18 protein-coding genes and 1 tRNA gene are annotated in these 13,975 nt (G+C 67.2%); 6 read left to right on the top strand and 13 right to left on the bottom strand.

Features of this window, described 5'->3' with window-relative positions; translation table 11 throughout:
* Positions 1-14 precede the first annotated feature (14 nt).
* From B378_RS0108760 to B378_RS0108725, 7 genes are all read right to left on the bottom strand, one after another.
* Positions 15-425, bottom strand: a complete 411-nt coding sequence (locus B378_RS0108760) for a PTS-dependent dihydroxyacetone kinase phosphotransferase subunit DhaM (RefSeq protein WP_017343429.1) — start codon at positions 423-425, stop codon at positions 15-17.
* Positions 425-1,198 (bottom strand): dihydroxyacetone kinase subunit DhaL, encoded by a 774-nt coding sequence (dhaL, locus tag B378_RS0108755; RefSeq protein WP_017343428.1) that lies wholly within the window; start codon positions 1,196-1,198, stop codon positions 425-427. The genes B378_RS0108760 and dhaL overlap by 1 nt, the downstream gene beginning before the upstream one ends.
* Positions 1,195-2,193 (bottom strand): dihydroxyacetone kinase subunit DhaK, encoded by a 999-nt coding sequence (gene dhaK / locus B378_RS0108750; RefSeq protein WP_017343427.1) that lies wholly within the window; start codon positions 2,191-2,193, stop codon positions 1,195-1,197. The genes dhaL and dhaK overlap by 4 nt, the downstream gene beginning before the upstream one ends.
* Positions 2,194-2,245: 52 nt before the next feature.
* Complete coding sequence (locus B378_RS0108745; RefSeq protein ID WP_017343426.1) at positions 2,246-2,674, bottom strand: hypothetical protein; 429 nt, start codon at positions 2,672-2,674, stop codon at positions 2,246-2,248.
* 553 nt (positions 2,675-3,227) lie between these two features.
* Positions 3,228-4,355 carry an HNH endonuclease signature motif containing protein gene (locus B378_RS16400; RefSeq protein WP_082224255.1) on the bottom strand — a complete coding sequence of 376 codons (1,128 nt, stop codon included), beginning with the start codon at positions 4,353-4,355 and terminating at the stop codon, positions 3,228-3,230.
* Positions 4,356-4,491: 136 nt separating this feature from the next.
* Complete coding sequence (locus B378_RS0108730; protein ID WP_017343423.1) at positions 4,492-4,926, bottom strand: type II toxin-antitoxin system VapC family toxin; 435 nt, start codon at positions 4,924-4,926, stop codon at positions 4,492-4,494.
* Positions 4,927-5,178, bottom strand: a complete 252-nt coding sequence (locus B378_RS0108725; protein WP_017343422.1) for an AbrB/MazE/SpoVT family DNA-binding domain-containing protein — start codon at positions 5,176-5,178, stop codon at positions 4,927-4,929. It lies immediately after the preceding gene.
* Positions 5,179-5,452: 274 nt separating this feature from the next.
* Here B378_RS0108725 and B378_RS0108720 point away from each other — a divergent pair, with 274 nt between their 5' ends.
* A complete protein-coding gene (locus B378_RS0108720; RefSeq protein WP_017343421.1) occupies positions 5,453-5,713 on the top strand; it encodes a hypothetical protein in 261 nt (86 codons plus the stop codon).
* Positions 5,714-5,965, top strand: coding sequence for a type II toxin-antitoxin system HicA family toxin (locus B378_RS0108715; RefSeq protein ID WP_017343420.1), 252 nt, complete (start codon positions 5,714-5,716; stop codon positions 5,963-5,965).
* A 253-nt stretch (positions 5,966-6,218) separates the two neighbouring features.
* On the opposite strand, the gene B378_RS0108710 is transcribed toward B378_RS0108715, so the two are convergent.
* The 3 genes from B378_RS0108710 to B378_RS0108700 form a co-directional block, all read right to left on the bottom strand.
* Positions 6,219-7,418 (bottom strand): pyridoxal-phosphate dependent enzyme, encoded by a 1,200-nt coding sequence (locus tag B378_RS0108710; RefSeq protein ID WP_017343419.1) that lies wholly within the window; start codon positions 7,416-7,418, stop codon positions 6,219-6,221.
* A gap of 223 nt (positions 7,419-7,641) precedes the next feature.
* Positions 7,642-7,715 (bottom strand) — tRNA-Ile (locus B378_RS0108705).
* 104 nt (positions 7,716-7,819) lie between these two features.
* Entirely contained in the window at positions 7,820-8,464 is a 645-nt protein-coding gene (locus B378_RS0108700; RefSeq protein WP_017343418.1) for an FxsA family protein, read from the bottom strand.
* Between the two features lie 146 nt (positions 8,465-8,610).
* Here B378_RS0108700 and B378_RS0108695 point away from each other — a divergent pair, with 146 nt between their 5' ends.
* From B378_RS0108695 to B378_RS16395, 3 genes are all read left to right on the top strand, one after another.
* Positions 8,611-9,318, top strand: coding sequence for a DUF1405 domain-containing protein (locus tag B378_RS0108695; RefSeq protein ID WP_017343417.1), 708 nt, complete (start codon positions 8,611-8,613; stop codon positions 9,316-9,318).
* Between the two features lie 59 nt (positions 9,319-9,377).
* Positions 9,378-10,424, top strand: a complete 1,047-nt coding sequence (locus tag B378_RS0108690) for a hypothetical protein (RefSeq protein WP_017343416.1) — start codon at positions 9,378-9,380, stop codon at positions 10,422-10,424.
* A gap of 251 nt (positions 10,425-10,675) precedes the next feature.
* A complete protein-coding gene (locus B378_RS16395; protein WP_082224254.1) occupies positions 10,676-10,879 on the top strand; it encodes a hypothetical protein in 204 nt (67 codons plus the stop codon).
* On the opposite strand, the gene engB is transcribed toward B378_RS16395, so the two are convergent.
* On the bottom strand, positions 10,876-11,496 hold the full coding sequence (engB, locus tag B378_RS0108685) for a GTP-binding protein EngB (RefSeq protein ID WP_017343415.1): 621 nt from the start codon (positions 11,494-11,496) through the stop codon (positions 10,876-10,878). The two genes, B378_RS16395 and engB, sit on opposite strands and share 4 nt — an antisense overlap.
* A 79-nt stretch (positions 11,497-11,575) precedes the next feature.
* On the opposite strand from engB, the gene B378_RS0108680 reads away from it, so the two are divergent.
* Positions 11,576-12,325, top strand: a complete 750-nt coding sequence (locus B378_RS0108680) for a 5-formyltetrahydrofolate cyclo-ligase (RefSeq protein ID WP_017343414.1) — start codon at positions 11,576-11,578, stop codon at positions 12,323-12,325.
* Between the two features lie 32 nt (positions 12,326-12,357).
* Here the strand turns inward: B378_RS0108680 and B378_RS0108675 are convergent, their stop codons facing one another.
* On the bottom strand, positions 12,358-12,561 hold the full coding sequence (locus B378_RS0108675; protein WP_017343413.1) for a hypothetical protein: 204 nt from the start codon (positions 12,559-12,561) through the stop codon (positions 12,358-12,360).
* Positions 12,562-12,798: 237 nt separating this feature from the next.
* Positions 12,799-13,893 carry an archaeosine biosynthesis radical SAM protein RaSEA gene (locus tag B378_RS0108670; protein ID WP_017343412.1) on the bottom strand — a complete coding sequence of 365 codons (1,095 nt, stop codon included), beginning with the start codon at positions 13,891-13,893 and terminating at the stop codon, positions 12,799-12,801.
* Positions 13,894-13,975: the final 82 nt, after the last annotated feature.

The raw sequence follows: 13,975 nt of genomic DNA, 5'->3' as shown, positions 1-13,975 counted from the left end.
AAGAGGACCTCGGCCTACAGCTTCTCGATGTCGCGGGCCGCCTCCGCCTGCTCGCGGACGGACTCGACCGTGGCCGACGGGTCGGTGGCCGCGACCGCTGCGTTGACCGCGCCTTCGAGGACGGGCGCGTCCGCGATCACCGCCTCCGCGTCGCTCAACTCGACCGCGACGTCCGCGTTCATCACCGCGCTGCCGAGGTCGACGAGGACGACGACGCCGTCGCCGTCGCTTCTACCTCCCTCGTCCGTCTCTCCCCCGGCCACGGCGTCGATGGCGTCTTCGATGGCGTCCGGGACGGTGCCGATCCCGCCCTTCCCGTCGCCGCCGACCGGCTCGATCCGGGTGTCGCCGGCCATCTCGGCGGCGACCTCCGCGATCCCCTCGGCGGCGCGCTCGCTGTGCGAGACGATGACGATCCCGACCATCAGTCGTCCCCCGAGTCGGCGGCGGGGCTGTCGCCGCCCGCCTCGTCGGGATCCTCGTCCGGGATCGTCGGCGACGAGGCGTCCGTCTCGGGGACGTCAACGCCGAGCCGCTCCGCGGCGACGTCGAGGACCTCTTCGAGGATGAACAGGGTGCTGGTCGCCCCCGGGTCCTGGTGGCCGACGGAGCGCCAGCCGAGGTAGGAGGCGCGGCCCTTCCGCGCGCGGATCGGGACGGTGAACGCCACGCCGCGCTCGGCGGCGTCGACCGCCTTCGCGAGCGCCTCGATCGGCGGGAGGTCGTCGACCTCGATCGACTTCTTGAACGTGTGGACCGCGGGCGTCAGCGCGTCGACCATCGTCTGGTCGCCGACGCGCGCGTCGCCGCGGTCCTCGACCTTTTCGAGGTAGGTCTCCGCGAACGCCACCGCGGTGTCGGGCGTGATCCCCTCGCCGAGCTCGCCCGCCGCGAACACGAGCGACCCGCCGAACAGCGGGCCGGAGGCGCCACCGACCTCGGCCATCAGCGTCTTTCCGACCGTCTTTGCGACGGTCTCGGCGTCCGGGTCGTCGAGGTCGCCCGCGGCGTCGGCCGCCTCGGCCCAGCCGCGCGCCATGTTCCCGCCGTGGTCGGCGTCGCCGATGGCGGAGTCCAGTTGGGTGAGGTGGTCGCGCTCGGCCTCGATGCGCTCGGCGACCGCCTCGACGGCCGCGACGACCGCCGCGCCGTCGTCGGCCGCTCGGTCGCCGTCCGTCGCCGCGTCGTCGTCGCTCATTTGACAGTCAGCGCCGGGGTGTCGGCCGGCGCGTCGAACAGCTCCTTCAGCTCGTCGTCGACCGCGCACACCGTGATCGACGCGCCGGCCATGTCCAGCGAGGTCATGTAGTCGCCGACCCACGCGTCGTAGGTCTCGAGGCCGCGCTCGCCGAGCAGCTCCTGGAGCCGGCGGTTGAGGACGAACAGCTCCATCTGCGGGGTGGCGCCCATCCCGTTGACGACCGTGAGCACCTCCTGGCCCTCGTCGAGGTCGAGGTCGTCGAGGACCGCCTCGGTGAGGTGTTCGGTGACCTCGTCCGCGGGCATCGCCTCAGTGCGCTCGGTGCCGGGTTCGCCGTGGATCCCGATGCCGAGCTCGATCTCGTCGTCGCCGAGGTCGAAGGTGGGCTCGCCCTTTTCTGGGGTGACACAGGAGGTGAGCGCGGTGCCCATCGTGCCGACGTTGTCGACCACCTTCTCGGCGACGCGCTTCACCTCGTCGAGGTCGGCGCCCTGTGCGGCCTTCGCGCCGGCGGCCTTGTGGACGAGGATCGTCCCGCAGACGCCGCGGCGCCCGGAGGTGTACAGCGAGTCCTCGACGGCGACATCGTCGTTCACCACGACGCTCTCGACCTCGACGCCCTCCATCTCCGCGAGTTCGATGGCGGTCTCGAAGTTCATCACGTCGCCCTCGTAGTTCTTGATGATCGCGAGGACGCCGTCGCCCGCGTCGCAGGCGCCGATCAGTTCCTCGAACTCGTCGGCGGTCGGCGAGGAGAACACGTCGCCCGCGGCCGCCCCGTCGAGCATCCCGTCGCCGATGTACCCCGCGTGGGTCGGCTCGTGGCCGCTGCCGCCCCCGGTCACCAGCGCCACCTTGTCGTCGACCGGACCGTCGTCGCGCACGAGCACCTGCGTGTCCGGCAGGCGCCGCAGGCGGTCGGGATGCGCCGCGGTCATCCCGTCGAGCATCTCGTCGACGACGTCGTCCGGGTCGTTGATCAGCTTCTTCATGGTCGTTGGTACCGACTCGCGCTGAGCGGTTAAACGTAGTGGCGAGCGGCAGTCACCGGCCGAAAAGTAGCGGCGCGAGAAGCAGCGTCAGCGGCACGGCGATCCACACCTGTCCGGCCAGCACGTCGTACTGCCCGAGCGTCACCGACACCGGCGTCCCTTCGACGTAGCCGACAAGGAACTCGAAGCCGACCGTCAGCGCGGTCCAGCCGACCCCGATCGCGACCAGCTCCGCGGTCGCGTACGCGACCGGCGACCACCTGAAGAACCCGACCGCGATCGCGCAGATCGCGGCGACGAGGAGCGCGGTGCTCGCCACGTGGCCGGGGTACTCGCCGATTCTGGGGATCAGAACCAGCTCGCGGAAGACGCCGTTCGCGACCGCGACGACGGCCATGAGCACCCAGACGCCCACCGGAGCCAGAAGCACGCGCGGGCGGACCGCGGCGACGGTCGACGCGCCGGAGAGGGGATCGGTCATGTGTCGGCGTTCGCCGAAGAGGGATATGAATATGACGCGGGGCGACGCCCGCCGTTCCCGTTAGGCCGGGTCGAGGTCCGTCGTCCCGCACTCGCGACAGCGGAACACGTCGGCGTCGGTCAGGCCCGGGGCTCGGAACTCGTGGCCGTTCTCGCAGACGCCGCCGTCGTCGAACGCGTCCGCGACCGGGTCGAGGTCGACCGACTCGCAGGCCGGGCACGCGTACGTTCCGTTCCCGATCTCGGTCGGCGCGGCGAAGTAGTGGCCCTTCAGACAGCGGCCGCCGTTCCGGATCCCCTCGGCGCCCGGCGAGACGTTCTTGACGTTGCACTTCGGGCAGTAGTAGGTCCCGTCCCCGGCCTGCTTCGGTGACGCGAAGTAGTGGCCGTTCGCGCAGCTACCCCCGTTGTCGAAGGGATCAATACCCCGTTCGACGGTAAAATGCGTGTAAACTGCTGTGGTCGGGAACGTTGCGGGGATTCGAAATGAACGCGATCCAAAATATCGGCGACTAACATACTATTATTTATCGGGGAACTGTTGAATATATAACTCAGCCCCCCGTCGGAGCATCGATGTCTCCGTACAGTTCTTCTGCCTTATTTATTAGACCTCTATTAAACGACTTGCCATCACGTCCATAGTGAACTCGTCGGTGACAGTTCGGGCATATGGCGATAACATTTTCAGGATCATCTGGACCTCCGTCACCGCGGTTGTGTAAGTGGTGTACCTCAAGATAAGGTTCCCCATCAATATCCTCAAACGGTGCCGGGTTTTCACAGCCCATACAGACGCCATCGGCGACACGGCGGGCAAATTTCTTCACAATTTCAGAACGCACGTATGTTCGTCCTGAAGACGTCGTTCCATCGGTACTCCGCTTCGGTGCGCTTCTTTTTGCTGCCTCGAACAAATCTGGTAGAGATAGTTCGTCAGGATCGCCATCAATCGTGATTTCACGGCCTCCAACTGGTGTGAGGGTGAACCTAATCGCTTCGCGGAGGTTATTGTTTTTATCAGGCAGCGTCTCCCAGTGGTGGTCCTCGTATTGGTATTCACCACGATACGTAGCTATCCAGGGATACTCTGTATCAGCAAAAAGATAGAGATTTTCACCGTTTTCCTGGTGGTCACGGAGAGCGATGTTCCCTTTATCCATCGTCATATCCCCTTCTTGTCCCTCTCCGGTGTATTTGAAGGATCCATCTTCCTGAAAACCGTCAGCGTAACCGTACGCATCGCCCGAGTCGCCAGTGAACGCGAGAATGAAATCCTGATCGGAGGGAGTTGCTATGCCATAGTAGCGTTGACCGCCATAGATGTCGTGAAGTTCCCACCGGTTATACCGTGACCCGATAGTGAATTGCGTAGGGTCGTCTGGTATATCCGAGACGTCCGTCTCAATTGGTTCATAGAACCAACCCTTACTAAGACGCTTTATACGCGATCCGTCCTCTTCGAGAAGACTCTGTTGGACCGTTCGCAGTCGATGCTTCCACTCTGGTTGTGTTGAATTGCTGGAACAGACCTCTCGACAAAGAATTGAATCATCGCATAATTCTGGATACTCTGTTTCAACCAGATCGTACACGTCTGACGTATCCTGAAATCCAGGAGGAACACATGCTAACTCTGTCTCTCGGAGTTGCTGATAGAGAATCTTGTATGACTCCGGCATATATCTGAATTGAAAAGAGCGTGTATATAATTAGGGGCGAATTCGGGGTTCCGACAAACACGAACGCATCGGACAGTAAACGCGCCAACCCGCCGCTTGCACTTCACATCCATATGGCTCATCCCCTATCTCTCGCTCACTCCGGCTGATACGGATTCGTCGCGACGTCGAGGCGGGAGACGCCCTCGGCGGCGTCGAAGTCGTCGTCGAACGCGTAGCAGTAGTCGAGCCCCTCGACGCGCATGTACGCGACGAGACAGGCGTCGACGAGCGAGAACCCCTCGTACCGCCGGAAGAGGCCCTTCGCCGTCGCGAACGCGTCCGCCGTCAGCGACTCGACGTGGAGCCGCGCGTTCTCCTCCACCCGGTCGAGGAAGTCGACGGCGGCGTCGTGGCCCGCGTGCGTCGTCAGGCCGTTGAGCGTCTCCGCGAGTACGTAGTCCAAGATCACCGCCTCCGGGAGCTCCCCGGCGTCGATCCCTCTGAGGATCGGGAGCGCGTCCTCGTGCGCGCCGTCCCGACGGTACGCCGCCGCGAAGAGCACGGTCGTGTCGACGAGCGCCCGGGGCATCTACTCGGGGTCGACGCCCCACGCGTCGTGCTCGGTCTCGACGTCGGTCTCCCGGTCGCCGTCGTACCCGTCGAACTCGCCGAACGTCCCGCTGCGCTGCTGAACGACCCGCACGCGAAGCGTCCCGTCGTCTTCGATCTGCCAGCGAAGCGTGTCCCCGTCGTCGATATCCATCTCTCGACGGATGTGGGCCGGAATGTTCGCCTGATTTCCCGAGACCGTGCTCTCGGAGTCGACGCGCTCGCTGCTCATACATGTGCGTACGTGGCCGTTTTGATAAATGTAGTGTGCGTTCACACTACTCTCAGCCCCTCAGCTACTCCTCTGCGTCCAGCGCGACGTCCGTAGTGAGCGACTCGCTTGCGTCCGGCTCGGCCCAGATATCGTCGTTCGCCGCTCCGCTCGTCTGTCCAGGGAGCGTTTCTGAAATCCCTCGTGAACCACGACCCGGGCTTTCTATCTGGACTCGTACTTGCTGAGTCCCATCCGACAGAACGCTTATTCGAGCTGTCCCCGAAAGACGGGTATGGCGAGTGCGACGCGCGACGCCCACGACGGAGAGGGCGTCGAGTTCATCCACGAGGACGACGGCTCGATAACCGCCAAGGACATCGAGACCGGTCTCGCCTCCTTCGGCGACACGAAGGCCGAAGCCCTCCGCATGCTCGCGGAGGCGATCGAACTCCATGAGGGCGGCGGCGAGCCCGTCACCGAGGAGGACCTCGAAGAGTGGGGTCTCGAAGACTCGGAACCCGGTGACGAGGAGCTTCCCGACTTCATGGAGTGAATGGTCCGGACGAGCTTCTCCGGGCGCGAGATCGCGTCTGTGCTTCACGACTTCGGCTACGAGCGCGTCGGTCGGGTCGGAAGCCACCTGAAGATGCGATACGAGTCACCGGACACGGACGAGGTTCGAGTGGTGACGGTACCGATGGCGTCGGAAGACGAGATACCGACCGGGACGCTCCAGTCGATCGCAGACCAGTGCGGCGCCGACGATTTCCACGCGTGGTGCGAGTGGATCGACGAGCATCGGTGACCGGGGGTCACGCTCGTCGACGTCGACCACGACCTCGGCGCCACGCCCGTCCGGGCGCTGCTGCTCGACCCTGTGATCGGGTGCGACACCCCGACGTTATGGGTCAATGGCGCGAACTGGGCGAACGGACGGCATCTCTCCGACACCAAGACGAGCCGGTAGCGACCGACTGAGGGGCCGGCGCGCCGGCGAGAACCGAGCGGACCGACAACCGACCGCCGCTCTCCTGATCGGCCGCCCGCTCGTCGACGGCTCACGGCACCGCGTCGCGGACCGCGTCGGGGACGTCCGCCCGGTCGACCTCCCGTACCGACGCGGCGTCGACGGCTGCGCCCCCGTACTTGTACCCCGACCCGGTCAGTATCACGGCGACGTCGTCGTCGGAACCGAACTCCCCCGACGCGGCGAGCTCCCGGACCGCGGCCGTGGCCACGGCGCAGGACGGTTCGACGGAGACGCCGGCGTCCGCCGCGAGGCGCTCCGTCTCGTCGAGCATCGCCTCCTCGGCGACGGAGACGACGCCGCCGTCCGTCGCCGCAACGGCGGCCAGCGCCCGGTTCCCGCTCGGCGGGTCGGCGTTGTTGATCGAGACGGCCGCCGTCGGCTCCCCCTCGATTGACTCGACGCGCGACGCGCCGCGTCGGTACGCCTGCGCGATCGGGTCACAGCGCGCAGCCTGCGCGAGGTAGATCCGCGGCATCGCCGAGAGCAGTCCCGCCGCGTTCAGTTCGCGGAGCGCTTTCCAGACCCCGCTCGCCTGTCCGCCGCTGCTGACAGGTAGGACAATTGCGTCGGGCGCGTTGGGCGCGAACGCCTCGCAGATCTCGTACGCGACCGTCTTCTGGCCGGCCACCCGAAGCGGGGTGTCCGAGTTGAGGAACGCGACGCCGAGGTCGCCGTCGAGGGTGTCGTCGTAGAGCCGGCCGTAGTCGCCGCGGACCCGGAACAGGTGCGGGTCGTGTTGGGCGATCATCGCGAGCCGCGAGTCGGGCGTGTCTTCGGCCACGAGGATGATCGCTTCCCGGTCCGCCGCGGCCGCGTGGGCGGCGACGCTCAGCGCCATGTTGCCGTGCGAGACGGTGCCGACCGGACCGTCTACCCGACAGATACCGACCGCGGTCCCCCGGTCCTTGAAGCTCCCCGTCGGGTTGACGCCCTCGATCTTGAGATGGATCCGAGGCCCGTCCGCCGGTTCGATCGACGGCGCGCGGAACAGCGGCGTCCCGCCCGCGGCGGCAGCCAATCCGGTCGGCGTCGCAGCGGGAAGCACGGACTCGTAGCGCCAGAGGGTGTCTCGCCCGAGGGAGACCCCGCTCCCCGTCGTACCGCTCGCGTCGGGCCAGTCGAACCCGGCGGTGTCGGTCTCGAACCAGAGCGGTTCGCCGCAGCGGCAGCGGGCCGCGTCGCCGAACGCGTACGTCTCGCCGCAGTCGTAACACTCCAGCTGCTCCATACCCCTCCCTCGCGGGCGGTGTACAAATGACTGGTCACGGCTCAACGACCGAGGAGCTCGGTCGACTAACGCGGATCGGGAGACAGCGGCGACTACCGACGCAATTCTTTGCTCAGACAAGACGCGGTAGTGGTGCCACTATCGGGGTAGAACGACGAAATTGGGTGGCTGGGGAGTCCCAGCCCACCAATCTCGCCCGGTCGGAGACCGAGCGGGCAGTAGGTGGGCCAACACGGATTTGAACCGTGGACCTCCCGGTTATCAGCCGAGCGCTCAACCTGACTGAGCTATTGGCCCAGGTGAGCGCATTCAGTCGTTGCGCGGGTAGGATTTTAAGGGTTTCCTTTCGGCAGTCCGCCGCCGTGTTGCGGTTTCACGGGGAACTCACGACGCCCGCGCCGTCAGTCGGTTCGCTGCTCTCCCTCGTCTTCGACCGTGTAATCAACGTCGACGACGTCGTCGTCCGTCGACGCGCTCCCGCCCGAGCCGTCCGCGTTCCCGCCGGCGCCCCCGTCGGGGTCGGCACCGTTGCTACCGTCGAATCCGTCCGGGCCGCCACCGGGGCCGCCGGGACCGCCGCCGGGGAACCCGCCGCCGCCCATCGAGAAGTCGCCCTCACCGTCGTTCGGGAAGCCGCCGATGTAGACGTTCCCGGAGAGGAACCCGTCCGTCTCGCGCTCGATGTAGGGGACGACGACGTACTTCTTCAGGGCCACGCGGATGGGGACCCGCGAGAGCGGGAGCGCGAGCAGGAAGCCGACGGCGTCGGTGACGAGCCCGGGCGTGAGCAGGAACGCGCCCGCGGCGATGAGCAGCCCGCCGTCGAGCAGCTCGTCGGTCGGGGGCTTCCCCTGCGCCGCCTTGCGCTGGATACGGGCGAGGGTCGCGCGCCCCTCGGCGCGCAACAGGAGCATCCCGAGGACGGCCGTCAACACGACGAGCGCGACCGTCGCGGGCCACCCGAGCCGCGTCGCGACCACGATCAGGAACAGCGCGTCCACGAGGGGGACGACGAGTAGCAGCGCGAGCAGCGTTCGCGGGCGCATACCCCCGCCTTTCCCCCGGGCGCCCATAGCCCTTTTCGTCGCGGCCGCGGGTCGGGTGGGGGTCGGTCGCTCGGTTCCTCCGCGCGCCCGCCGGCCGCGCCGGCCGCGACCGCCACGGCTTTGCCCGCCCGGTCCGAGCCGGCGGTATGGATATCGTCGGCGCGCTCGGCCGCGACCCGCCGGACCGCGAGTCGCTCCCGCGGTGGGTCGCGCCGCTCCCGAAACGGCTGGAGGACGTCGCCTTCCGCTTCGCGTGGGTCATCGTCGCGATCAACCTCGTCGGCACCGCGTTCGGCTTCTGGTACTACCGGTTCCAGTTCCAGGAACTCCCGACCGAGATGTGGATCTTCATCCCCGACAGCCCGGGCGCGACGCTGCTCATCGCGCTCGCGCTCGGCGCGTGGGCGCTCGGGCGGTCGAGCGACACCCTTGCGGCGCTGGCCTTCTTCGGGAACGTCAAGCTCGGGCTGTGGACGCCGTACGTCCTCGTCGTCTTCTGGCCGGAGTTCCTCGCGGTCAACGGGCCGGCACTGTACGCGTTCCTCCTCTTCAGCCACCTCGCGATGGTGGTTCAGGCGTTCGTCCTCCACCGAATTACCGACTTCCCGCTGAAGGCGGTCGCGGTCGCGACCGCGTGGTACACCGTCGACCTGCTGATGGACTACTTCGTGCCCGTGATCGGCGACGTGACCCACACCTCGCTGCCGTACGCCGACGGCGCGCCGTGGTTCACCACGACGGTCCTCCAGGTCGCGGCCGCGGGCGCGGTCGCGCTCACCGTAGTTCCGCTGTTCTGGGCGCTCGGCACGCGGATCGCGACGCTCCGAAACCGAGCGGGCGACGCCGGAGAGTGATCGGAGGGCGCCGCGGTCGCGCTCACCGATTTAAGTGATCGGGCGACCTCGACGAGAGCATGAGCCACTACGAGCGGATCGCGGACCTGTCGGTGACGATCGAGTCGGTCGCGAGGCGCCGACAGACGGCGAACACGACGAGCGGGTTCGAGCGGACGACCACGGAGTATCGGCTCTCGGGCGACGGCCTCGTCGGCCGCGGCGAGGACGTGACCTACGAGACCGCCGACCACGACGCGCTCGCCGGGACCGATCCGATCGACGTCGAGGGTGAGTGGACGATCGACGCGCTGTCGGACCGCCTCGGAGAGATCGATCTCTTTCACGGACACGAGCCCGAGAGCGAGACCTCGCGGAACTACCGCCGCTGGGCGGTCGAGAGCGCGGCGCTCGACCTGGCGCTCCGCCAGCAGGAGGAGTCGCTCGGCGAGCGGCTCGGCGTCGACCCCGAGCCGGTCCGCTTCGTCGTCTCGACGCGGCTCGGCGACCCGCCCTCGACCGACCGCGTTGAGGCGCTGCTCGCGCGCAACCCCGATCTGGAGTTCAAGCTCGACCCCACGCCCGAGTGGCCAGAGGCGGCGTTCGAGACCCTCCGGAAGACCGACGCCGTGCGCGTCCTCGATTTAAAAGGGTGGTACGAGGGGACCGACGTCGACGTCGAGCCCGACCCCGAACTCTACCGGGACGTGTTCGCGGCGTTCCCGGCCGCGGTCGTGGAGGACCCGGCGTTCACGCCGGCGACGAGCGCGCTCGTCCAGCCGCAGGCCGACCGCCTCTCGTTCGACTACCCCATCGACGGCGTCGAGAGCCTGAAGTCGCTCCCGGTCGAGCCGGGGTGGTGTAACGTCAAGCCCTCGCGGTTCGGCACGCTCGAGTCGCTGTTCGAGACGATCGCCTACTGCGAGCGGGAAGGTATCGAGATGTACGGCGGCGGGCAGTTCGAACTCGCGAGCGGCCGCACCGCGATCCAGACGCTCGCCGCGCTCTGTTACCCGGACGGCCCGAACGACGTGGCGCCGCGGGCGTACAACGACCCCGACACCGAGCCGCCGTACCCGAAAAGCCCGCTCCGACCGAGCCGCGACGCTGTCGGCTTCGAGTTCTGAAACGACGGGATTCGGTCAAGTGACAGAATCGGACATTTATAAATGGATCCGCGGTGGCGCGTGCCTGCGAGCGGCCGCCGCCGGCGGCCGCGAGACAGCACGCGCGAGGGAGTCGCTGGTCCGGAGCGCAGCGGAGGACCAGCGACGAGGCTGGGGAGGCGTGAGGTGCGGTGCCGTGCGGTCGGGCGGGACTCAAAGGGGCAGTCGCGAGGCGGGCGCAGGCGACGTAAGCACCACAGGGAGCGAACGGAGTGAGCGACCGAGGAGCGCAGCGAGCGTGCGCCCGCCTCGCGACTGGGGCTTTGGAGGTGTTCGCCGTCGATCCACAGTCATCAATTTATAAGCAAGCGGCTGGGGATTTGGAGGTGTTCGCCGTCGATCCACGGTCGACTATTTATAAACGGACGACCGAATTCACGGAGCAATCGATCCCGCGACTAAACACGACTATTTAAGAAACGAACTTCAGCAGGTCGTCGCGGTTGTGGTCGTGGAACCGGGTCCGCAGACACTCCTCCAGCGCTTCGATGTCGCCTCGCTTCGCGCAGATAGGGGCCACGCGGTCGGACCACTGCTGCCACGGCGGGTAGAGCCCCAACCGATCACAGATCGCGTCGAGCCGCTCGTCGACGTCGTCGATCTTGTCGGTCTTGTTGACCGCGACGATGGGCTCGACGCCCACGTCCTCCAAGAAGCCGAACATCTCTACGTCGTGGGGGATGTTCCCGCGCTCCGCGTGGCGGTCGATGATATCGACCGCGGCCTTCCCGTCCATCACGACGACCCCGGCCAGAATCGAGTCGGCGTTGTCCTCTAAGTACCGCACGATGTTCGTCTTGATCTGCTCGCGGTGCTCGTCCTCGACGCCGGACATGAAGCCGAAGCCGGGGAGGTCGGTGAACATGAAGCTCTCGCTGGCCCAGTCGAAGTGATTCGGCTGGCGGGTGACGCCCGGCTTGCCGCCGGTCGAGAAGTCGTGGCCCGTCAACTCGCGCATCAGCGTGGACTTGCCGACGTTCGAGCGCCCCACGAGGACGACCTCGGCGTCGCGGTCCGGCTGGTCTTCGAACATACGTGTACGTGGTCGGTAGAGCGGTTTAAAAGGCGCGTCGCGGCGGCGGCTACTTACCGGCGGCCCGCCACCATCCGACATGGACAAACAGGCCGTCCGCGAGGCGGTGTGGGACGCCTTCGACGAGGGCGACCAGGCGCGGTTCCCGTTCCCGCCCCACGACCGGATCCCGAACTTCGCCGGCGCCGACGAGGCGGCGGCGCGGCTCGCGGAAACCGAGGCGTGGGCGTCGGCCGCGACGCTGAAGGCCAACCCCGACGCGCCGCAGCTCCCGGTGCGCCGGGCCGCGCTCCGGGCCGGAAAGACCGTCTACGTCGCGCAGCCGCGGCTCCGCGACCCGGACCCGTTCCTCCGGCTCGATCCGGCCGAGATACCGCCCGACGAGATCGACGACGCCACCACCGTCTCCGGAATCTCCGAGTACGGGACGCCGACCGCGCCCGAGGCCGTCGCGCACGTCGACCTGATCGTCGCCGGCTCCGTCGGCGTGACGACCGACGGCGCCCGGATCGGGAAAGGCGAGGGGTACAGCGACTTGGAGTGGGCGGTCCTCCGCGAGCTGGGCGCGGTCGATGCGGACACGACGGTCGCGACCACCGTCCACGAGCTTTCCGTCCTCGACGGTCCCGAGTCAGCGGTCGATGCGGACGCTGACCTCCCCGACCCCGACGCCCACGACGTCCCGCTCGACCTCGTCGTGACGCCCGCACGGACGATCGCGACCGACACGCCGTACGCGCGCCCGGATGGGGTCGACTGGGACGCGCTCGACGGGGAGAAGCTGTCGGAGATACCCGTCCTCGCGGAACGGGCGCCTGAAAAGGGGTAGTCGGTCAGTTCAGTCGGTTCGCGAATCCGCGATCAGTCCGCGTGCTGCGGCGTCGGTGCGGACCGCTCTGACCGGTGGTCGGCGACGTGTCCGCACTCCGGACAGACCACGGTGCGCTCGTCGCCGTCGCTGACGACGAGCCACCCGTCCGACAGGGCGCTCTCGAAGCGACACTCTGGACAGAAGAGGACCGACTTCCCGCGGGAGGGCGGGGAACCGCTGGCGTCTGCGTTCATGGGAACCGGTAGGTGCCGGAGCTATAAGGGTCTTGTTCGACCTGATCGTTCAGTATGATCGGGTTTCACACGCGTGTATGTCACGCGTTTTCAGGGATAATAGATCGATTATTTCAGAATTTAGAAGAATATTGATCGATATCTATCACCATCGTTCGGGAGTGTCCGACCGCTCGCGTCATCGGACCACTCGCGTCGATCTGATCGTTCGCGTCGGGCGTCTCGTGTGTCCGCGAGCTACCGCGCCAAGGGCATATTGTAGCTCGTCTCCTCGTCCATCACGTACTCCCAGGTGGCCTCGCACTCGCAGGACACCTGCTCGAAGACGCTCGGGTCCTGCCGCTTGTCGAAGTCTTTGATCGCGGTCTGGACGCGGTCGTCGCACTCGCCGCAGTTGTGCGCGCCGCGGTCGGAGCCGTGGCCGACCGGGTCGGAGACGACGATGGCGTCGACGTCGGCGGTCTCTTCTAAGACGTGCGCGACCGACCAGAGCCACGGCGGCCGGTAGCCCCCCTCGAAGAACAGCTCGTCGACCATCGTGTAGCGCTGGACGTTCGTCGGGTTCATCGAGACGGTGTGACAGCCGTCGACGTCGGCGCAGCGGCGGATCGAGTCGATCATGTCGGCGGCCGCTTCCGGCTCCGCGAGGAACGGCGGCTTCATCAGGAGGTACGCCTTGATCCCCACGTCGGCGTCGAACTCGTCGTCGGCCGCGGCCGCCTCCGCGCAGGCGTCCTCGAAGTCAGCGAAGTCGAAGTACTTGTTCACGCAGTCGTGACGCACCCGGTCCGTCGCGGTCTCTAACCCGACCGCCACGTCGGTGGCGATCCCGTGGTCCGCGAAGTCGGCGATCTTCTCGCGGTCGACGAAGTCCGGCAGCGACTCGACGACGATCCGGTTGCGGTCCGCGAACGTCTCGGCGATCGCTCGCCGGGTCTCCGCCGGCACCTCGCGCTCGTCGAGGAAGGAGCCGGAGGTGTAGATCTTGATCAGCTCGGCCGGCTCGTCCGCCTCCTCGGCCTCGTGGTCGAGGCACGCGTCGATCTGCGTCATGAGGTCCTCGTGGGCGACGCTGCCGCCCTCGACCGACTCGGCGACGTAGCCGCACATCGTACAGCCGCCGGCGCGGGCCCACCGGCAGCCGCCTGTGTTCAGGATGATCGTGAGGGAGTTCACCACGCCGTCGGGCGTGTTGTCCTCGTCGATCCACACGCGGGTCGGCTCCGTCGGGTCGTACGTCTCCGAGCGCTCGGCGCGGATGTCGCGCATCACGGCGTTGTGCGCGTCCATCCCGCGCCCCTGCTCGTACGCGTCGGGGCTCGGCTTGCTCATTGTCGGGGGAAACGCCCGAGCGCGTAAAGCGGTGTCGTCATCGCGGACCGGCCCTGTCCCGTCGTTCCGGGATCGCGGTTCC

The sequence above is a fragment of the Halorubrum sp. T3 genome (genome assembly GCF_000296615.1).
In the GTDB taxonomy this organism is placed as follows: Archaea; Halobacteriota; Halobacteria; order Halobacteriales; family Haloferacaceae; genus Halorubrum; species Halorubrum ruber.
The sequence above is the reverse complement of the archived record's forward strand: the minus strand, read 5'-3'. Positions and strand labels throughout refer to the sequence as shown.